General features: G+C 47.6%; 20 protein-coding genes. 9 read left to right on the top strand and 11 right to left on the bottom strand.

Translation table 11 applies throughout. The features are described 5' to 3' along the window. Position 1: 1 nt before the first annotated feature. Both sufB and sufC read right to left on the bottom strand, forming a co-directional pair. Positions 2-1,414: a Fe-S cluster assembly protein SufB gene (sufB, locus tag ATHL_RS06850; RefSeq protein WP_062191317.1), complete on the bottom strand. Its 1,413-nt coding sequence runs from the start codon at positions 1,412-1,414 to the stop codon at positions 2-4. Between the two features lie 21 nt (positions 1,415-1,435). Next, positions 1,436-2,209 carry a Fe-S cluster assembly ATPase SufC gene (gene sufC / locus ATHL_RS06845; RefSeq protein WP_062191314.1) on the bottom strand — a complete coding sequence of 258 codons (774 nt, stop codon included), beginning with the start codon at positions 2,207-2,209 and terminating at the stop codon, positions 1,436-1,438. Positions 2,210-2,411: 202 nt separating this feature from the next. On the opposite strand from sufC, the gene ATHL_RS06840 reads away from it, so the two are divergent. Then, positions 2,412-3,044 (top strand): helix-turn-helix transcriptional regulator, encoded by a 633-nt coding sequence (locus ATHL_RS06840; RefSeq protein WP_162787633.1) that lies wholly within the window; start codon positions 2,412-2,414, stop codon positions 3,042-3,044. After that, positions 3,041-3,391, top strand: coding sequence for a metal-sulfur cluster assembly factor (locus tag ATHL_RS06835; RefSeq protein WP_062191309.1), 351 nt, complete (start codon positions 3,041-3,043; stop codon positions 3,389-3,391). The genes ATHL_RS06840 and ATHL_RS06835 overlap by 4 nt, the downstream gene beginning before the upstream one ends. A gap of 3 nt (positions 3,392-3,394) precedes the next feature. Here ATHL_RS06835 and ATHL_RS06830 read toward each other — a convergent pair whose 3' ends face one another. Next, positions 3,395-3,733 carry an SCP2 sterol-binding domain-containing protein gene (locus ATHL_RS06830; protein WP_062191306.1) on the bottom strand — a complete coding sequence of 113 codons (339 nt, stop codon included), beginning with the start codon at positions 3,731-3,733 and terminating at the stop codon, positions 3,395-3,397. A 173-nt stretch (positions 3,734-3,906) separates the two neighbouring features. Between ATHL_RS06830 and corA the strand changes: the two genes are divergently transcribed. Next, on the top strand, positions 3,907-4,887 hold the full coding sequence (corA, locus tag ATHL_RS06825) for a magnesium/cobalt transporter CorA (protein ID WP_062191303.1): 981 nt from the start codon (positions 3,907-3,909) through the stop codon (positions 4,885-4,887). A 48-nt stretch (positions 4,888-4,935) separates the two neighbouring features. Beyond that, positions 4,936-5,769: a DegV family protein gene (locus tag ATHL_RS06820; protein ID WP_062191300.1), complete on the top strand. Its 834-nt coding sequence runs from the start codon at positions 4,936-4,938 to the stop codon at positions 5,767-5,769. Positions 5,770-5,842: 73 nt separating this feature from the next. On the opposite strand, the gene ATHL_RS06815 is transcribed toward ATHL_RS06820, so the two are convergent. Then, positions 5,843-6,172: an aminotransferase class I/II-fold pyridoxal phosphate-dependent enzyme gene (locus ATHL_RS06815; RefSeq protein ID WP_272897353.1), complete on the bottom strand. Its 330-nt coding sequence runs from the start codon at positions 6,170-6,172 to the stop codon at positions 5,843-5,845. Between the two features lie 33 nt (positions 6,173-6,205). On the opposite strand from ATHL_RS06815, the gene ATHL_RS06810 reads away from it, so the two are divergent. Continuing rightward, positions 6,206-6,421, top strand: a complete 216-nt coding sequence (locus tag ATHL_RS06810) for a DegV family protein (protein ID WP_062191293.1) — start codon at positions 6,206-6,208, stop codon at positions 6,419-6,421. A 73-nt stretch (positions 6,422-6,494) separates the two neighbouring features. Here ATHL_RS06810 and ATHL_RS06805 read toward each other — a convergent pair whose 3' ends face one another. The 6 genes from ATHL_RS06805 to glpK all read right to left on the bottom strand — a co-directional run bounded on the left by ATHL_RS06805 (position 6,495) and on the right by glpK (position 12,088). After that, the gene (locus tag ATHL_RS06805; protein ID WP_062191290.1) at positions 6,495-7,673 is read right to left on the bottom strand and encodes an aminotransferase class I/II-fold pyridoxal phosphate-dependent enzyme; all 1,179 of its coding nucleotides are present in this window, start codon (positions 7,671-7,673) and stop codon (positions 6,495-6,497) included. Between the two features lie 159 nt (positions 7,674-7,832). Next, entirely contained in the window at positions 7,833-8,201 is a 369-nt protein-coding gene (locus ATHL_RS06800) for a succinate dehydrogenase/fumarate reductase transmembrane subunit (RefSeq protein WP_062191287.1), read from the bottom strand. A gap of 12 nt (positions 8,202-8,213) precedes the next feature. Continuing rightward, positions 8,214-8,603, bottom strand: coding sequence for a succinate dehydrogenase, cytochrome b556 subunit (gene sdhC / locus ATHL_RS06795; RefSeq protein ID WP_062191283.1), 390 nt, complete (start codon positions 8,601-8,603; stop codon positions 8,214-8,216). Positions 8,604-8,607: 4 nt separating this feature from the next. Then, complete coding sequence (locus tag ATHL_RS06790) at positions 8,608-9,345, bottom strand: succinate dehydrogenase/fumarate reductase iron-sulfur subunit (RefSeq protein WP_062191280.1); 738 nt, start codon at positions 9,343-9,345, stop codon at positions 8,608-8,610. Beyond that, a complete protein-coding gene (locus tag ATHL_RS06785; RefSeq protein WP_162787632.1) occupies positions 9,342-10,526 on the bottom strand; it encodes an FAD-dependent oxidoreductase in 1,185 nt (394 codons plus the stop codon). The genes ATHL_RS06790 and ATHL_RS06785 overlap by 4 nt, the downstream gene beginning before the upstream one ends. A 65-nt stretch (positions 10,527-10,591) precedes the next feature. Beyond that, a complete protein-coding gene (gene glpK / locus ATHL_RS06780) occupies positions 10,592-12,088 on the bottom strand; it encodes a glycerol kinase GlpK (RefSeq protein WP_062191275.1) in 1,497 nt (498 codons plus the stop codon). A 95-nt stretch (positions 12,089-12,183) separates the two neighbouring features. Here glpK and ATHL_RS06775 point away from each other — a divergent pair, with 95 nt between their 5' ends. Then, on the top strand, positions 12,184-13,500 hold the full coding sequence (locus ATHL_RS06775; RefSeq protein WP_062191271.1) for a nickel-dependent lactate racemase family protein: 1,317 nt from the start codon (positions 12,184-12,186) through the stop codon (positions 13,498-13,500). Continuing rightward, entirely contained in the window at positions 13,500-14,063 is a 564-nt protein-coding gene (locus ATHL_RS06770) for a nickel-dependent lactate racemase family protein (RefSeq protein ID WP_062191268.1), read from the top strand. Before ATHL_RS06775 ends, ATHL_RS06770 begins: the two co-directional genes overlap by 1 nt. Positions 14,064-14,065: 2 nt before the next feature. On the opposite strand, the gene ATHL_RS18845 is transcribed toward ATHL_RS06770, so the two are convergent. Further along, positions 14,066-15,010, bottom strand: a complete 945-nt coding sequence (locus ATHL_RS18845) for a polysaccharide deacetylase family protein (protein ID WP_162787631.1) — start codon at positions 15,008-15,010, stop codon at positions 14,066-14,068. A 139-nt stretch (positions 15,011-15,149) separates the two neighbouring features. On the opposite strand from ATHL_RS18845, the gene ATHL_RS06760 reads away from it, so the two are divergent. After that, entirely contained in the window at positions 15,150-16,031 is an 882-nt protein-coding gene (locus ATHL_RS06760; protein ID WP_062191262.1) for an FAD binding domain-containing protein, read from the top strand. A gap of 5 nt (positions 16,032-16,036) precedes the next feature. Next, on the top strand, positions 16,037-18,868 hold the full coding sequence (locus ATHL_RS06755) for a molybdopterin-dependent oxidoreductase (RefSeq protein WP_062192338.1): 2,832 nt from the start codon (positions 16,037-16,039) through the stop codon (positions 18,866-18,868).

The raw sequence follows: 18,868 nt of genomic DNA, 5'->3' as shown, positions 1-18,868 counted from the left end.
TTTACCCGATAGAACCTTCCATTTGGAGTTGGATCAGACGGTTCATTTCTACAGCATATTCCATGGGCAGTTCTTTTACCAACGGCTCAATGAAGCCAGAAACGACCATGGTAATAGCCTCTTCCTCCGAAAGACCACGGCTGGTCAGGTAGAAAAGTTGTTCCTCGCCAATCTTGGAAACCGAGGCTTCGTGACCGATGGTCACATCTTCTTCGTCAATCTCGATATAAGGGTAAGTATCAGAGCGAGATTGAGGATCGAGGAGAAGAGCATCGCAAACCACATTGGAACGCACGTCGGTTGCCCCTTTGTGTACTTTGAGTAGACCCCGGTAGGATGTACGTCCACCACTTTTACTGATTGACTTGGAGGTAATTTTGCTGCTGGTTCCAGGAGCAAAATGGATGACTTTACCCCCGGCATCCTGATGCTGCCCTGCACCCGCAAATGCAATGGAGAGGATCTCCCCGCGGGCACCTTTGCCTACCAGATAACAGGATGGGTATTTCATGGTGATCTTGGAACCCAGATTGGCGTCCACCCATTCCATAGTTCCTTCTTCGTGCACCATCGCCCGTTGCGTAACCAGGTTGTAAACGTTGTTAGACCAGTTCTGGATAGTGGTGTAACGAACTCTGGCACCTTTTTTTACGATAATTTCAATAACTCCAGAATGGAAAGAATCAGTAGTGTATTGGGGAGCAGTGCAACCTTCTACGTAGTGCACCTGGGCACCTTCATCGGCGATGATGAGCGAACGCTCAAACTGCCCGATGTTAGCAACATTAAGCCGGAAGTAGGCCTGGAGGGGTAAATCAACCTTTACTCCTTTGGGAACGTAAACAAAGGATCCGCCAGACCAAACGGCGCTATTTAAAGCGGCAAACTTATTATCTTCGATTGGAATAACTGTGCCAAAGTATTCTCTGAACAGATCAGGATGTTTACGTAATCCGTCTTCGATACTCAGGAAAATCACTCCCTGTTTTTCCAGGTGTTCCTGAATGCTATGGTACACCATTTCAGACTCGTATTGTGCGCCTACACCAGCGAGGAATTTTTGTTCCGCCTTCGGGATTCCCAGACGGTCGAAGGTGTTTTTGATTGTTTCCGGGACATCATTCCAGGAACGACCTTCGGCTTCGGTTGGTTTAACGTAATAATAGATCTCATCCAGGTTTAAACCGGAGAGATCTGCCCCCCAGGCAGGCATGGGGCGCCTTAAAAAGTGTTCCAGAGCCCGAAGGCGAAATTCAAGCATCCATTCGGGTTCGCCCTTCATGGCAGAAATTTGACGGACAACTTCCTGGCTCAGCCCTTTGGGAGCTTTGTAGACGTAAGTTTCCGGGTCGCTAAAGCCATACTTGTAATCACTGATACTTTCAAGAATTTCACGCTCTGCAGGCTTGTTCATTGCATTTCCTCCGGAATACCGTTAAGACTCAACGACCTCATATTTCTCACGCACCCATTCGTACCCGTGTTCCTCCAGGTGGAGAGCCAGGTCTGCGCCGCCCGACTCGACAATTCGGCCGTCCAGCATAATGTGCACGAAATCGGGTTGTATGTAATTGAGAATGCGCTGATAATGGGTGATGACCAAGACCCCTAGATTGGGGCCACGAAGCGCATTGACTCCTTCAGATACGATGCGTAAGGCATCGATATCCAGGCCCGAGTCGGTTTCATCTAAAATGGCGATTTCAGGTTGCAGTACCGCCATCTGAAGAATTTCAGCGCGCTTCTTCTCTCCACCGGAAAAGCCATCGTTAAGATATCGGCCAGCAAACTCCGGGTCCATTTTAAGGAGCTCCATTTTCGACCGAATTAACTTGCGAAACTCCAGGATGGGAATCCCTTTATCCTCAGGGTTTTCGGCTCTCCGACGGGCATTCAATGCCGTGCGAAGAAAGTTGGCGACAGTAACCCCCGGAATAGCTACTGGATATTGAAATGCCAGGAAGATACCAAGCCGGGATCGTTCGTCGGGTTCGAGTTCAAGGATATTCTGCCCTTTATACCAGACTTCACCCTGAGTGACTTGATACGAAGGGTGCCCCATGAGAGTGTAGGCAAGCGTTGACTTACCTGTGCCATTGGGGCCCATGATAGCATGAACCTCTCCCTGGTTAATGGTAAGATTTACACCTTTGAGGATTTCTTTTCCTTCAATGCTGACATGTAAATTTTTTATTTCCAATGCAGCCATGGTTGACCGAGCTCCTTAAGTTTTAGTTGTGCGGAGTGCCAATTGATCTCTAAAGGCACAGAAAAGATTATAGCATGGTTGTTCAATTGCGTCAATATTTAACATAAAAATCTTATATATTGACAAATTCCAACGACCTATGATATACTGGCTGTGCTCAATAAGCCCAAACGGATTTTGAGTGAGATTGGATATGGCAGGAATGAAAAGCACTCGGGAACGTATCATCCAAACGCTTCTTCAGCATCCCAAATCTACGGTGCAGGATCTGGCTGAGGCTGTTGGGATCAACGGTATCTCAGTCCGCCACCATCTTAACAGCCTGCTGGCTGAAAATTTGGTGATCGTGGAAGAGGTACGTCATGGGGTGGGACGGCCTCGGCAGGTCTACTCTCTCTCTGAGAAAGGGTTAGAGCGCTTTCCGACCCGGTATTACCGCCTGGCCAATCGATTGCTTGAGCAAATCAAAGAATCCCTCCCTGCTCCGATGGTAAGTCATTTGTTCCGGCAAATTGCCTCGGATATGGCGGCCGATATGGCTGTAAAAGCACAGTCTCTTCCGTTTGAGGCCCGGCTGGACTTGATCAAGCAGGTGCTGGCCTCGGAAGGGTTCTCGGTAGAATGGGAAAAACAAGGGGATGAATATCGAATCTATGAAACGACCTGTCCCTATTTACATATCGGGCAATCTCATCCTGAAGTATGTACGGTGGATCAGGAGTTGATCTCAACGGTTCTTTCTATTCCTACTGAGAAAGTCCAGTGTGTTCTTAATGGGGACACCCATTGCACTTATGTGATTCAAAATCAGGCCATTGGAGAGAAGAAATCATGACTGAGATGATGAATGTCAATCGACCTGAATGGGGAATTGATACCACGCACCCGGATCTGGTTGAACTGGTGAATGAAAAATTCCGCGAAATTGTGGATCCGGAAATTGGCTTGAATATCCTTCAGCTGGGGCTGGTGCGAGATGTTCGGATTGAAGATGGAACCGGCCTGGTAAAAATGATGCTTACCACGCCATTTTGCCCATACGGGCCGGCTATGCTGGAAGCAACCCGCCAGAAAGCAGAAGAGGCTCTGGGAGTTCCCACCCGGATCGATTTTGTGGCTAATGAAATGTGGGATTTTTCCTATATGGAAGAGGGCCTGGCGGGGGATTGGGGTATTTATTAAAGTTTATTTCTTTCGCTTAAATAATCCTGCAAGCTTCATCGCAAAGCTTAAATCACCCTGTACGATCAGCCGTCCCTGAAAATAGGCTGTCATAGGGTCTAAGCGTCCTTCAAAAATATTAAGAAGGTCCTTTAAATTCGCTGATATTGTTACCCTTGGTTTCTCAACAATACCTTCACCACCTGATATAGCTTTATCCTTGATTTGCAGGTAATAATTCCTGGCCTCAGGACCGGTGATACGTAATTGAAGGGTTGCTTCAATTCCATCAGCCTTGTCTGATTGAAACGCTGATGATAAGAGGTCTACCACGCTGTTGGGGTCAGGTAGTGATGTTGTCATATTTTCCTCGGGATTGAGTTATTGTATTAATTGTACATGAGTTTCGTTCAGCGAGACTCGTTCAGCGAGACGATGAAAGGGGGAAGTGATGTTGCTCATTGAGAAAACATGAAAACACAGGTTGCGAAAATTACCCTTGTTGACTATACTGTCTCCTGAATTGCCTTTTCATTATGATCGAAACCTATTATTTCCCTTCTGCCATAGGCACTTTCAACACTCATCTCTCGGTGGAGGAGATTAAGCGTGCTCTTCAAAACCCGGATGGCTTACTCTGGGTAAATTTAGTCAAACCTGATCTGGATGAAATTAACCAGGTTTTGCGAGATACCTTACAATTTCACCCGTTGGCCATCGAAGATTGTTTGAGTAATGGATATCAAACGCCCAAAGTGGATGATTTTGGTAGTTATCTTTTTCTTGTGGTGCATGCTCTGCCCAATGGAAGCACCCCGATAGATTTAGAGAATACTGTAGAAATTAATCTTTTTTTAGGAGCTAATTACCTGGTGAGCTGTACCAGTGGTGATGCCCATCCTATCCAGGCCGTGAAGGACCGACTGGCACGAGATGATCGATTAATTAAAAATGGGGCGGATTTTTTATGTCATAGTATTTTAGACCACCTGGTAGATGCTTATTTACCTTTGATTGACGGATTGGATGAGAAATTGGAATTCATTGAGGACCAGGTTCTTCAGCAACCAACATCCAGGGTTTTACCCGAGTTGCTTGAAATTAAACACTCTCTCATGGCCCTTCGAAGAATAGTTTCTCCTCAAAGAGAGGTGATGAATCGCTTAAGCCGGGACGATTTTCCAATGATCGACCGGCAAAGTAGAATCTACTTTCGAGATGTATATGATCATTTGGTGCGATTGCAGGATTTAAGCGATACCTTAAGAGATATTGTCTCTGGAGTACTGGACATCTATTTGAATTCAACTTCATTGCGTTTAAACGAGATAATGAAAGCTCTTACGGTGGTTTCTACCATTTTCCTGCCCCTCTCGTTCGTGGCTGGAGTGTACGGTATGAATTTTCACTATATGCCCGAGCTGTCCTGGCGTTGGGGGTATCTTTTCGTCTGGATTGTTTTTGTTTCTATTTTTGTAGGGATGCTGACCTGGTTTAAACGACGAAATTGGTTTTAGTCTCGTTTTCAATTTATTTTTTTATATTTTATTTTCACAGGAGTATTCATGATACGCATTATCACCGACAGCACAGCAGACCTTGGAATGGATCTCTTATCGCACTACAGGATTGAAATGATCCCGTTGTATGTTCTGATGGGAGAACAATCCTTTCTGGATGGAGTGAATATTAGCCTGGAGGATCTTTTCCGGTCAGTTCAGGAAACCGGGCAACTTCCCAAAACCTCAGCGGCTTCTATTGGTGACTTCGTCAAAAAATTCAATGGCTCGGAAGACATTGTCTACATCGGTATTTCGAGCCAGTTATCTGCTACGATTAAGAACGCTACTATAGCTGCAGAAACGCTTGGCAAAGAGAATATTTATATTGTGGATTCGTTGAATTTATCTACTGGTATAGGTTTGCTAGCCCTCCGGGCTGCAGAACTTCGCGATGAGGGGATGTCTGCCCGGGATATAGCAGAAACGATTAAGGCACTGGTTCCCAAAGTGAGAACTTCCTTCATCATTGAGACTCTGGACTATCTTTACAAAGGGGGACGGTGCACAGCTCTGCAAAACCTCATGAGCAGTCTCCTTTCGATCCGCCCGATTATTGCAGTTCGACCTGATGGGACACTGGGCGTTAAGGCAAAAACCCGCGGCACCAGAAAAAAAGGGTTAATGGAATTGGTCAAGGATTTTGAAGAACACCTCGAAGAGATTGATCTCCATCGAGTGTTTATCACTCATACCGGATGCGTTGCAGATGCGGAGTTTTTAAAATCAGAGTTAATGTCGAGAGCGAAGATTGAAGAAATCCTGATTACACGTGCCGGAAGCGTCATTGCCAGCCATTGCGGGCCTGATACGATTGGTATTTTGTATATGGTGAAATAATACATTCGCAAAAATTAAAGAGGTTCGGGAAAATCATCCCGAACCTCTTTGATGACCAGAGCACTTCATCAACTTATATAACGCCGATTTGTTTTCCTACTTTTTGGAAGATCTCAAGTACCCGATTAAGCTGGTCATCGGTATGAGTAGCCATATAGCTGGTGCGAAGCAACTGCATTCCCGCGGGAACAGCAGGTGAAATGATCGGGTTTACGAAGACACCGGCTTCAAAAAGGGCTTTCCAAAAGGCAAAGGTGAGGTTATCATCCCCGATGATGATGGGCACAATGGGTGTAACGGATTGACCTATGTTAAAGCCCAAGGCAGAAAATTCCTTCCGCATATATTCACCGATTTGATTTACCCGGTTAACTCTCTCGGGTTCCTGTTCCATGATCTCCAGGGCTGTCAGAGCAGCACCAGAAAAAAAGGGTTAATGGAATTGGTCAAGGATTTTGAAGAACACCTCGAAGAGATTGATCTCCATCGAGTGTTTATCACTCATACCGGATGCGTTGCAGATGCGGAGTTTTTAAAATCAGAGTTAATGTCGAGAGCGAAGATTGAAGAAATCCTGATTACACGTGCCGGAAGCGTCATTGCCAGCCATTGCGGGCCTGATACGATTGGTATTTTGTATATGGTGAAATAATACATTCGCAAAAATTAAAGAGGTTCGGGAAAATCATCCCGAACCTCTTTGATGACCAGAGCACTTCATCAACTTATATAACGCCGATTTGTTTTCCTACTTTTTGGAAGATCTCAAGTACCCGATTAAGCTGGTCATCGGTATGAGTAGCCATATAGCTGGTGCGAAGCAACTGCATTCCCGCGGGAACAGCAGGTGAAATGATCGGGTTTACGAAGACACCGGCTTCAAAAAGGGCTTTCCAAAAGGCAAAGGTGAGGTTATCATCCCCGATGATGATGGGCACAATGGGTGTAACGGATTGACCTATGTTAAAGCCCAAGGCAGAAAATTCCTTCCGCATATATTCACCGATTTGATTTACCCGGTTAACTCTCTCGGGTTCCTGTTCCATGATCTCCAGGGCTGTCAGAGCAGCAGCAGCGTTTGCAGGAGGAATACTTGCGCTGAAAATCATTGAGCGGGCAAAATGTTTAATGTAATGGACAATATCTTCGTCTCCAGCGATGAACCCGCCTAAAGAGGCGAATGACTTGCTGAAGGTGGACATGATTAGATCGACCTTATCGGTAACGCCAAAATGTGCTGCGGTACCGCGGCCACAACCCATGACGCCCATACCGTGAGCATCATCTACCATAAGACGGGCCCCATATTTCTGACAAACGGGGATCATTTCAGGCAGAGGAGCAAGGTCTCCGCCCATACTGAAGACACCATCCACCACTACCAGCTTTCCTGCTGATTCTGGGAGTGATTTAAGTACTTTTTCAAGGTGCTCCACATCGTTGTGGCGAAAGCGTTGGATTTCTCCATAACTGAGGCGGGCACCATCCACAATACTGGCATGGTCATCTTTGTCTAAAATTACGTAATCTCCCCGGCCAACAATTGCGCTTACTGCACCTAAATTCGCCTGCATCCCTGTGGAAAACACCAAAGCCGATTCTTTCCCGACCCATGTAGCCAGTTTCCTCTCCAGAGCTTCATGCATTTCCAGGGTTCCGTTAAGGAAGCGTGATCCGGTGCAGGAAGTTCCATAACGTTCAATGGCCTCGCAAGCTGCCTGCCGAACTCTGGGGTGAGTAGTGAGACCAAGATAATTATTCGAGCCGCACATAATGAGCCGATGCCCCTTATAGACTACTTCGGTACCCTCGTTTTCATCCAGAGGTATGAAGTAAGGATAGTATCCTTCTTTGATGGCCTCTCTTGCGGCGGTAAAGCTTTTGGTTTTCTCAAAAATATCCATGAATAACCTCTCAGAAAAATGATATGAAAAAAGGAAGGCCGTTGATTAAGAAAAAAGAGCCGGCCTCAAACAATGAAGGTTTTTGTGAATTACCTCACGATGATATTTCATTATACTTTGAAAAAAAAACGAAGCCCTTAAATAACTCGAAGGTTCAGGTTATTGCCCCCGGCTGGCAATTTCAAGTGCAAGCCAGATACCGTAGGTCACCGCTCCAACCCCAGCAACGGCAAGTATCAAATTAATGATGGATAGAAGCGAATCGGATGGGTTGAGGTCCAGGAGAATGCTTCGGATTCCAATCAAGGCATGGGTTACCACTGTGATCAGGAAGAATATTTCCATGGTAACCACCCATGGATTTTGATAATAACGAACGACATCGGAATAATTGAGGAGGCCTTCAGGGGCGACCAGGTGATTGACTACAAAATGAATTCCCAGAACAATAACGATGGATAGCCCTGCGAGGATTTTTATGAGCCAGAGGAAAGCTCCTTCACGTGCTTTGGGTTGAATTCCAGGCATGTGGGTACTCCCTTAATGGACGAAAAACATGAAATATCCAAAGATGACCGTGCCAAGGAGTGCCAGGGTCAAAAAACCCCAGAAAAGTTGGCGCTGCACAGTTACTCCAATACCAAAACTGGTCAGGGCAATACGAATCCCATTCAGGCCATGTATTAAGCCTGCAGAGATGACCAGTAATTCACCTACTTTAATCCATGGTGTTTTCGCCAGAGCGATGAAAGTGTCGTACGCATCGGGCCCCTGGGCCAGTTTTCCAAGCATGATCAGGTGTAATGCCAGATAAAGGGTAAGGCCAAGAGCAGTGATACGGTTCAAAATAAAGGCCCAGGTTCCGGGTTGCCGATGCCTTGGGTCAAACCAGCGAAGGGCTTTTCCTGGAGCGGGTTGATTATTTTTCATACATTCATCTATCCTGGTGAAATATGCGTTGAATGCGATGACGGATCACCTGTCGGCGCAATTCCATGATACGCCAGGCGGGATCGACGTTTGAAGGGCAGACTGCGGTGCATTCGAAACCGCTATGGCACCGCCAGACACCATCTGCACAATCTACGAGAGACAAGAGGCTTTTCTCGCCAGTCAGCGAGTAAGTCTGCTGGGTTGCTGCTAATGCAGCTGGGCCCTGATAACTAGAAGCTGTTAATGCAATGGGGCAAGCACTAACACACATGCCGCACTCGATGCAATCATTCAGGCGTTGGTGAGGAAGTCCATCGTCCGGAAAGGGCGGTGGTTCGTATGGGAGAGTTGACTGTGCAACCGGCACAACCTGAAGCGCATGGGCTTGTTCCATTCGCAGGTAAAATTCTGCCATATCGACTACCAGGTCACTCAGGACGGGAAAGTTTCGTAAGGGTTCCACCCTGATTGTTCCACCGTTCTTTGTGACTGCCCGAATGGGGGTAATGCAGGTGAGTTTTTCAACCCCGTTCACGAGCATGCCGCAGGCACCACAGGTTGAATGATGGCAGGCGTGCCGGAAGGTAAGGCTACGGTCATGAAATGCCCAGATTCTTTCAATCCCGTCTAAAACATACTCATCAGGGTCAACCTCCAGCGGAAAATCCTGGTAAAAAGGAGGTTGATCTCCTTTTTTTCGATAAATACAAAAAGTTACGTGCCAGTGCCCCTCGGTCATCGATTAACTCCTGATGGTCGGTAATATTCACGATAAGATCGTAATGGTTCACAGGCTGTTTCGCAGGTTGCTGTCAGGCCCAGTTTCTGACAGACAAGGTCGGCTGTTTTTTCAGCCATCAACCGGCATGTAGTGGCTTTCCCGCCGGTGATGGTCACCAGGCCCTCGATGCCATCTGTCTCCCGGTGATCAAAACACTTGAAGGTTCTCGCCAGGCTTCTACCAGCTTCTCCTTTCCCAATCAAAGGTCTGGCAGACATATATACTCCCCGTCGGTTACAGGTAGCCACTCCAGGGACCAGGGAAATAGCATCTCGATCCATTTGGATGGCCTGTTCTTTCTCCACAGGGATGTAATCGACCTCTTCTGCCTCATAGGACGTTGTTCCGATGACCACCATTCTGCGTTGAGGAATGAGAATGTCACCGTCCCCTGGTTCATTGAGCCGGTTAATCACCCGGTTGATCAAACGACGATTGTAAGCTACCATGATCCCTGGTGTTGGCGTCACAACAACCGAGGCGCCAATTTTTTTCAGGATCATACCTGCCCATGCTCCCGTAGCATTCACAACCAGATCGGCTTTGAGTTCGCTGTGAGCATTGGTCAGTCGATTCCAGAGTTTAATCCCTGTGACAGTTCCCTGCCCATTGGTGAGAAAATTCTCCATCTCATGGTATGGAAGGAATTCCGCCCCAAAGAATCGAGCAGAAGCAGCAAAAGCAAGTGCCAGCCGCAATGGATCGAAGACGCCATCCGGAACATGGTAAACAGCCAGCACGGCTGGATTGAGATTAGGCTCAAGCTGCCTGGCTTTTTGTGGGTGGATTGCGTCAATCTCAATCCCACATTGTTGAGCACCAATTTCAAAACGAGCCTGATAAGCGAGATCTTGTTCGTTGAGGGCGACGAAGAAACCGCCATTGTATTCAATGCACTGGTGGGCGATTTTTCTCAGAATTATATTTTCGTGAATGCATTCTATGGCCGATTCCTGGTCGTTCACGCAATAACGTGCCCCGCTATGTAGTAAGCCATGGGTTCGGCCAGAAGTGCCTGAGGCAATTTCACCACGGTCGACCACTGTAACTGCCAGGCCCCGACGCGCCAAATCATATGCAAGGGCGCAACCGGTGAATCCTGCTCCAATGATGATTACATGGGCTTTTGTTTGGGTCATTCGAATAAACGATCCTGAAGGAAAGGTTAAGTTTCTATTTCTGGAATTGGAAAAATTGTATCCGGTCATTCTACCCAGTCAAAGGTGCGAGTGACGGCTTTTTTCCATGATAAATAGTACTTTTCGCGTATTTCAGCATCCATTCGCGGACGCCATTCCTGATCCTTTTTCCAGTTCGCCTGCAAGACAGAAAGATCGGGCCAGAAACCTAATGCGAGGCCGGCGGCATAAGCTGCACCAAGGGCGGTAGTTTCAGAGACTTTAGGACGAACAACAGGGACGTTGAGGATATCGGCCTGGAATTGCATAAGCAGGTCATTTTTCACCATTCCACCATCCACTTTAAGGCTGGTTAATGGAATTCCTGAATCTTTCTCCATGGCTTCGACAACTTCTCTGGTTTGATAGGCAGTGGCTTCCAACACAGCCCGGGCAATATGGCCGCGATGAATGTATCGAGTCAACCCTACGATGACTCCACGGGCGTCACTACGCCAGTAGGGTGCAAATAAACCTGAAAAAGCCGGAACGAAATAAATACCCCCATTGTCGACAACGGTACGGGCGAGAGGTTCAATGTCGGATGATTTTTCGATAAGGCCAAGGTTATCGCGCAACCATTGTACGAGAGCTCCCGCGATGGCGATAGAACCCTCAAGACAATAGACTGCGGGATTTTTCCCAATCTGGTAACCCAGTGTGGTTAATAATCCTGACGTGCTCGGGGTTGGACGTTCTCCCGTGTTCAAGAGTAAAAAACAACCTGTACCATACGTGTTTTTGGCTTCTCCCGGTGAAAAACAGGCCTGGCCAAACAGAGCTGCTTGCTGATCTCCGAGGTCTGCGGCAACCGGTATTCTGGGGAGTACATCGGTGCAATAACCGTATACTTCAGAGGAAGGCCGAATTTGGGGCATCATTGAGCGTGGGATACCCAAAATTTCTAAAATTTCGCTATCCCATTCTAAAGTTGAAAGGTTCATGCATAGCGTACGGGAAGCATTGGTGACGTCGGTCATGTGGAGACCGCCGGCAGGGCCTCCTGTGAGATTCCAGATTAACCAGGTATCGATTGTGCCAAAAATGGCCTCGCCTTTGAGTGCATCCTCGCGAACCCCAGGGATGTTGTCGAGAATCCATTTTAATTTAGGCCCTGAAAAATAAGTCGCCAGAGGCAAGCCGGTGCGCTCTCTAAAACGATCCTGTCCACCCTCTTCAGCCAGGCTGGCACAAATAGAGGCTGTTCGGGTATCTTGCCAGACGATGGCAGGATAATAAGGTTTGCCGGTTTTTCGATTCCAGACTAATGTGGTTTCTCGCTGGTTGGTGATGCCGAGGGCGACAAGGTCTTGAGGATCGATGCGAAATTTATTGAGTGCTGTGGTGATCACTTCGCGAGTTCTTTGCCAAATTTCAAGAGGGTCGTGTTCGACCCATCCCGGTTGAGGGTAAAATTGCTGATGTTCGCGTTGTTCGAGAGCAACTACTTCGCCGTGAGCGTCAAACACCATGAATCGAGTACTGGTAGTTCCCTGGTCGATGGAAGCAGCATATTTTGACACGGAGAACCTCCTGAAATGATTTCGTCGAATTCTAAATTTAAAGTATTATAAATTATGTTGCAGTGAGATTGTCATCATGGGAGGTAATAAAAATCATGGCCCAAGTAGAAATTCCGTGGGGAAATCAATTCATTAACCTTGAACTGCCAGCAAACTGGGAGATTGTTGGAATCATGCAGCCAGCTGCCATCTCCCCGGTTGATAATGTTAATGAAGAGCTCATCCGGAGCCTGAATGAACCCATTGGTTCAGGAAAGATCAGTGATTTAGCACAGGGGGTAGACAGGGTGACCATTGTAGTAGATGACTCGAGCCGACCGACACCTGTGAGGAAAATCTTCCCGGCGGTGCTCTCTGAATTGGAACGAGCGGGAGTGCAAAGAAAACAAATAACCATAGTTCCAGCTCTCGGTGTGCATCGGGGAATAACTGAGGAAGAGCTGGCCTCCCGGGTTGGGGAGGATTTTATAAAGGATATTTCCTGGGAGAATCCGGATTGTGATGATCCAGAAAAAATGGTTTATCTCGGTACTACGAGTCGGGGAACGCCGGTTTGGATAAATAAAACTACAGCAACTGCAGATTTAGTCATTTCTATTGGATGTATTGAACCCCATATCATCGCCAGTTTTGGGGGCGGTTATAAAAACATTCTTCCCGGGGTCGCTGGCCGCGAGACAATTGCGCATAACCATGCAATTAACTGCCGTCCTGACACATTTAATAACGTGGGAAGAGATATTGAGAAAAACCCGATGCGGCTTGACCTGGAAGAAGCAGGGAAAATGCTGCGGGGTAAAGTTTTCATCGTCAACGCCATTCTTGATTATCAGCAACAGGTAGTGAAGATTGTATCGGGAGATCCAATTTTAGCCCATCGAGAAGGCGTTAGAGTCAGTGCTGAGCTTTACGGCGCAAAAGTTTCCGAGCCGGTCGATATGGTCATTACAGCCTCTCATCCTATGGATATTGATCTCCGCCAGGGTGTAAAAGCATTAGCCAATACGATTCGCGCAGTAAAAAAAGGGGGAATATTGCTTACCCTGGTGAAAGCTGATGAAGGGACGGGGGTGTTTGGACTTGCCAATCGGAAACTTCCTCTGAGTAAGGGAGCCCTCAGGATACTTGCACCGGCATTATTACCCCTGGTGCCGAGGCTTAAACTAAAAGGTATGGGAGAAGAAGATCGTTTTTTCCTGTATTTTGCCCTTCAGGCCATGAGGCATGCTCGTTTGTTAATGTATGCTCCGACGATCCCATCTGAGGTTAAAGAGCGCCTTCCTTTTGTTGATTTTATTAATCGGCCAGAAGAAGGTGTGATCTTAGCATCCAAAGCCCTTCCTCGAAATACCAGAGTACTGGTTTTTCCACATGGAGGGTCAACGCCATTCTTGATTATCAGCAACAGGTAGTGAAGATTGTATCGGGAGATCCAATTTTAGCCCATCGAGAAGGCGTTAGAGTCAGTGCTGAGCTTTACGGCGCAAAAGTTTCCGAGCCGGTCGATATGGTCATTACAGCCTCTCATCCTATGGATATTGATCTCCGCCAGGGTGTAAAAGCATTAGCCAATACGATTCGCGCAGTAAAAAAAGGGGGAATATTGCTTACCCTGGTGAAAGCTGATGAAGGGACGGGGGTGTTTGGACTTGCCAATCGGAAACTTCCTCTGAGTAAGGGAGCCCTCAGGATACTTGCACCGGCATTATTACCCCTGGTGCCGAGGCTTAAACTAAAAGGTATGGGAGAAGAAGATCGTTTTTTCCTGTATTTTGCCCTTCAGGCCATGAGGCATGCTCGTTTGTTAATGTATGCTCCGACGATCCCATCTGAGGTTAAAGAGCGCCTTCCTTTTGTTGATTTTATTAATCGGCCAGAAGAAGGTGTGATCTTAGCATCCAAAGCCCTTCCTCGAAATACCAGAGTACTGGTTTTTCCACATGGAGGGATCACTTACCCTGATATCGTCGATTGAACTTAGTTTGAGGTATCGAGAAGGCGGTCGAATTTTTGGAGGGTAAAAGTACCTTCTACTTCTCTTCGGCTGAAATAATATAAATTGTACGGTGTGTGTTTGTTCCAATAACCCAATCCTGCACCCGAAGTGTATCCGCAATCTCGAACCATTTGCATTAAGTGATCGTCGGCCAGACCGTAAGGGTAGGCAAATGTATCGATAGGAACGCCCAGTTGCTCCATTAACTTTTGCCGTGAGGTGCATACTTCGTAAGCCTGATTCTGGCTTTGGATTAAATCGGTATGACTCATACTGTGGCTACCAACTTCCCAACCATTCGCTAAAAGTTCGTGCACCATATCAACCGACAGGTTAGTATCGGCATTAAGGGCATTTCCAATCAGGTATATGGTTGCTGTAAAGCCGAATTGTTGGAGAATGGGATAAGCATTTTCGTATACATCACGATCTCCGTCATCGAATGTGATGACTACTGGCTTTACAGGAAAAAGGGAACCTTCTCGTACAGCATTTACCAGGTCGCTAACCCTAACGGTATGGTAGCCATTTTTCTTCAGGTATTCCATTTGATTTTTAAAGGTTTCAGGTTCTTCATAATACCGGTTTATCTTACCTGAAGGTGAGGCGATGTGATGGTATAAAAGGACTGGAACGGGTACCACACCCGGCCCGACGGTTACCAATTGAGTCGTGGGAGTGGTGGTAAGGGTTGATGTAGGAGATGGAGTGAGTGTTGGAGTGAGTGTAAATGTTGTGGTTGGCGTAAATGTTGAGGTTGGGGTTGGGGTTAAGGATGGCGTGGTAGTAAAAGTGGCCTTTATTTTTTCCCCGTCCATCAAAGCAAAATGATCAGATGGATGAATCGAGAGAGACAGGTTGCATGAAATAACAAAAACCGCGACGAACCCAAGGAATATTAGTGTCGTTTTTTTAATGCGAGTCATTTCTACCTTTTTATTGCTTGTATTATAATGGCGAAAGAAACCTGTCATTCGATCGGCGGTCGGTGTGTGTCATGAACATACCGGCGTCGGGCTAGAAGTCCGTCGAAAAGTGCCGCCGTAGTAAGGAGCCGCCGATCTAATGAGCCTCTGGAAAGAATATTATTTTCCCTCTACTCTGAAGCAAGCGCTTCAACTTCTATCTGAAAGTCCACAACCGGCTCGAATCATTGCCGGAGGAACAGACCTTCTCCTGGATATCCAGCAAGGCCGCCAAGCACCTGTACACACGCTTATTGATGTAACTCGCATCCAGGAACTCAATCGCCTTGAGGTGGATGGCGATTACCTTTTTGTTGGAGCGGCGGTGCCAATCCATTGTATTGCAGATTCGCCTCTCGTCAAATTTCACGCCCGGGCTCTTGCAGAAGGATGCTCCATGATTGGCGGGCCACAGGTGAGAAACGTGGCTACTTTGGGCGGGAATGTAGCCCACGCACTTCCAGCGGCAGATGGAACAATCGGGCTTGTGGCCCTGGATGCTCTGGCTGAGATTATAGACGCCGAGGATAGCCGTTTGGTTCCCATCCTGGATTTATTCCAGGGCCCCGGCAGGTCATCATTGATGCTGGGTAAGGATATTCTGGTAGGCTTTCGAATACCTCTCCGCCACTTCGGGCAGGCTTCGAGTTTTCAGAGAATCATGCGACCACAGGGCGTGGCCCTGCCGATTCTTAATATGGCAGTCTGGATCGAACGGGAGGGCACCACGATCACTCAGACAAGAATTGCGGTTGGGCCATCGGGGCCCAAACCTCAGAGAGCCTCTACAATTGAAACCTTCCTGGCGGGAAAGCCGTGGAATCGTGAAACAATTTCCGAAGCCATCCAATTAATGCGGCAGACGTTTTCTTTCAGAACCAGCCCTTACAGAGCCACGGCAGAATACCGGCTCCAGGTTTGTAAACAGTTATTTGTTGAGGTGTTTTCAGTAGCATGGGAAAGGGCAGGTGAAGAATGGTAGAAGGTATGAATTTTAATGGTCAATGGATCGATATCAATGTTAATGGGATTGATTACCACCTACCGGAAATTCCCGGAGAAATGCTTTCTGATTTATTAAGGTATCGGCTCGGGCTGACTGGGACGAAAATCGGGTGTAATGAAGCAGAATGTGGTGCCTGTACCGTCCTTTTAAATGGGAAGGCGATTCTTTCCTGCTCTTTTCCGGCAAAACGTGCCCACGGATGTGAGATCATCACCATTGAGGGTCTGGCTTCACCGGGTGAGAAACCCGATGAACGAATTCTTCACCCTTTACAACAAGCCTTCGTCCTATATGGAGCTGTGCAGTGCGGCTTTTGTATTCCAGGCCAGATTATGGCTGCGTATGGCCTCTTGGTGAATAATAATCATCCAACGGCTGAAGATATTCGGTATGCTTTGAAAGATAACCTCTGCCGATGTGGCGGATATACAGCAATTATCCGGGCGATCCTGGCTGCGGCTAAAGCTATTCGTACGGGGAAACCCGTTGAACCCCCTGAAGTGCCTGAAGCGGTGAAGGCTCACGAGGTTGTGGGGCGGATACATATTCGACCAGACGGTATTCAAAAAGTCACCGGGACTGCTCGGTATGCTGATGACCTTACATTTGATGGAATGCTCCATGCCCGGGTGAAAAGAGCAATGATTCCGTCGGGTATTGTGATGGATATTAACCTTAGCAAAGCCGAGAAAATTCCGGGAGTGGTTGCGATCCTGACTGCCGAAGATCTTCCCGGGGAGAAGAATCACGGCCTGGTGATACAGGACTGGCCGATTCTGGTAGGAGTGGGGGAAAGAGTGCGCACAGCAGGTGACGCGGTGGCGATTATCGCAGCAGAGACTCGTGAGATTGCAACAAGGGCGATGAATGAAATTGAGGTTTCATATCATGTATTGCCCGTAGTGTCTGATCCTGTGCAGGCCAGGGCTGAAGACGCCCCACGTGTCCATGAAAAGGGCAACCTGTTAAAACATATCAAGGTGAGAAAAGGGGATATCAACGAGGGCTTTTTAAAAGCGGACATCATTCTGGAAGATACTTTTTACACTCCTATGTACGAACATGCTTTTATTGAACCTGAATGCAGTGTCGCCAAACCCTTGCCGGACGGTAGAATGGAAATTTATGTTGGCTCACAAATCCCTTATTCCGATCGGAGCCAGGTGGCGAGAGCTCTCGGCGTACCAGATGAGCAGGTTCGGGTCATTGGGATGACAATCGGTGGTGGATTTGGCGGAAAGGAAGACATTGCCGGACAAATCCATGCTGCGTTACTGGCTCAAAGGACCCGTCGTCCGGTGAAACTGCTGTTTGATCGCCATGAAAGTATGCTTGTTCACCCGAAACGCCATGCCACTCAGATAAAGGTAAAAGTAGGTGTCAGGCGAGATGGAACGCTGATGGCAATGCAAACTGAACTTTATGGCGATACGGGGGCGTATGCATCATTGGGGGAAAAAGTCATGACTCGTGCCACAACCCATTCCTCGGGCCCTTATGAGGTTCCGTCTGTCAGAGCAGATTGTTATGCGATGTATACCAATAATCCCCCGGCGGGGGCCTTCCGGGGTTTTGGGGTGCTTCAATCGGCCTTTGCAGTGGAATCTATGATGGATCGTCTGGCAGAAGCCCTGGGGATGGACCCTGTGGAACTGCGAAGGAAAAATGCATTGCGTGTAGGGAGCGTCACAAGTACCGGGCAAGTTTTAAAGGATTCGGCGGGTTTACAGGAATGCATAGACAAGGTTGAAGCAGAAATGCGGCGAATTGGGGGTAGTGATCCATTTTCTCCGAAAATGGTAGATGGAGCTCCCCACCTGGTAAGGAGCTGGGGGTTTGCAACGGCTTATAAAAATACAGGCCTGGGAGGAGGAGCTCCCGATAAAGCCGGTGCCCAGGTGGAGCTGTATCCGGATGGTACCTTTGAAGTGCGGACTGCCTCCGCTGAACTCGGTCAGGGTTTGCCAGCTGTACTTCAGATGATTGCTTCGCAGGAATTAATGCAAAGTCCCCAGCGGGTGAGAGTCTTATTATCAGACACTGATTTAACGCCCGACGGTGGTCCTACGACGGCATCCAGACAGACCTATGTAACAGGAAATGCTGTAAGGTATGCAGCCCATGCCCTTGGGGAACTGATCATTGGATTCCTCTCTGAACATTATGATATTTCTCCGGAGCGAATTCGTTTTGAAGAAGGGCTGGCTGTGGTAGGGGATGAACGGGTAACCCTAGAAAAAATAGCTGATCTCATGATCCGGGAAGGACGTTCGCCGGTGACGACTTATACTTATTATGCTCCTGAAACCCGACCGCTTGGTGAAGATGGCGATATGCATTTTGCTTATTCATTTGCGGCCCAGGCGGTGGAGGTTGAAGTCAATCGGTTGACGGGTGAGGTTCGGGTAATTCGGGTAATTACTGCTAATGATGTTGGTTTTGCTGTGAATCCTTTGGGGTTACAAGGACAGATCGAAGGCGGCGTAATGATGGGAATTGGCCATGCTCTGACTGAAGCTTTCTGGGTGGAAGAAGGAAAGGTGGTTACGGATCGATTTTCGAAATATCGTATTCCTTCTATCATTCACACTCCAGAAATTCATTCTTTCGTGGTGGAACACCCGACGTCTGAAGGGCCTTACGGAGCCAAAGGGGTAGGGGAAATTGTAATTATTCCAACGGTGCCGGCAATTACCAATGCCATTTACCATGCTGTAGGAGTCAGGGTGAATCGATTACCGGTAGATCAGGAATGGATTTTGCATGAAATTAAAAAATCCGGCGTTGTGCCGGATAAAACTATTTTTCTATAG

The organism is Anaerolinea thermolimosa, assembly GCF_001050195.2.
Lineage (GTDB): Bacteria > Chloroflexota > Anaerolineae > Anaerolineales > Anaerolineaceae > Anaerolinea > Anaerolinea thermolimosa.
Note: the sequence above shows the minus strand (reverse complement) of the source record. Positions and strands in the feature narration are given on the sequence as shown.

Bases quoted from the DNA above. Each gene is read 5' to 3' on its own strand.
- ATHL_RS06760 (WP_062191262.1), top strand. From the start codon at position 15,150: ATGAGCCTCTGGAAAGAATATTATTTTCCCTCTACTCTGAAGCAAGCG.
- ATHL_RS06755 (WP_062192338.1), top strand. From the start codon at position 16,037: ATGAATTTTAATGGTCAATGGATCGATATCAATGTTAATGGGATTGAT.
- ATHL_RS06830 (WP_062191306.1), bottom strand. From the start codon at position 3,733: ATGACAACATCACTACCTGACCCCAACAGCGTGGTAGACCTCTTATCA.
- ATHL_RS06785 (WP_162787632.1), bottom strand. From the start codon at position 10,526: ATGACCCAAACAAAAGCCCATGTAATCATCATTGGAGCAGGATTCACC.
- sufB (WP_062191317.1), bottom strand. From the start codon at position 1,414: ATGAACAAGCCTGCAGAGCGTGAAATTCTTGAAAGTATCAGTGATTAC.
- ATHL_RS06805 (WP_062191290.1), bottom strand. From the start codon at position 7,673: ATGGATATTTTTGAGAAAACCAAAAGCTTTACCGCCGCAAGAGAGGCC.
- ATHL_RS06835 (WP_062191309.1), top strand. From the start codon at position 3,041: ATGACTGAGATGATGAATGTCAATCGACCTGAATGGGGAATTGATACC.
- ATHL_RS06775 (WP_062191271.1), top strand. From the start codon at position 12,184: ATGGCCCAAGTAGAAATTCCGTGGGGAAATCAATTCATTAACCTTGAA.
- ATHL_RS06820 (WP_062191300.1), top strand. From the start codon at position 4,936: ATGATACGCATTATCACCGACAGCACAGCAGACCTTGGAATGGATCTC.
- corA (WP_062191303.1), top strand. From the start codon at position 3,907: ATGATCGAAACCTATTATTTCCCTTCTGCCATAGGCACTTTCAACACT.
- ATHL_RS06810 (WP_062191293.1), top strand. From the start codon at position 6,206: ATGGAATTGGTCAAGGATTTTGAAGAACACCTCGAAGAGATTGATCTC.
- ATHL_RS18845 (WP_162787631.1), bottom strand. From the start codon at position 15,010: ATGACTCGCATTAAAAAAACGACACTAATATTCCTTGGGTTCGTCGCG.
- sufC (WP_062191314.1), bottom strand. From the start codon at position 2,209: ATGGCTGCATTGGAAATAAAAAATTTACATGTCAGCATTGAAGGAAAA.
- sdhC (WP_062191283.1), bottom strand. From the start codon at position 8,603: ATGAAAAATAATCAACCCGCTCCAGGAAAAGCCCTTCGCTGGTTTGAC.
- ATHL_RS06840 (WP_162787633.1), top strand. From the start codon at position 2,412: ATGAAAAGCACTCGGGAACGTATCATCCAAACGCTTCTTCAGCATCCC.
- ATHL_RS06790 (WP_062191280.1), bottom strand. From the start codon at position 9,345: ATGACCGAGGGGCACTGGCACGTAACTTTTTGTATTTATCGAAAAAAA.
- ATHL_RS06800 (WP_062191287.1), bottom strand. From the start codon at position 8,201: ATGCCTGGAATTCAACCCAAAGCACGTGAAGGAGCTTTCCTCTGGCTC.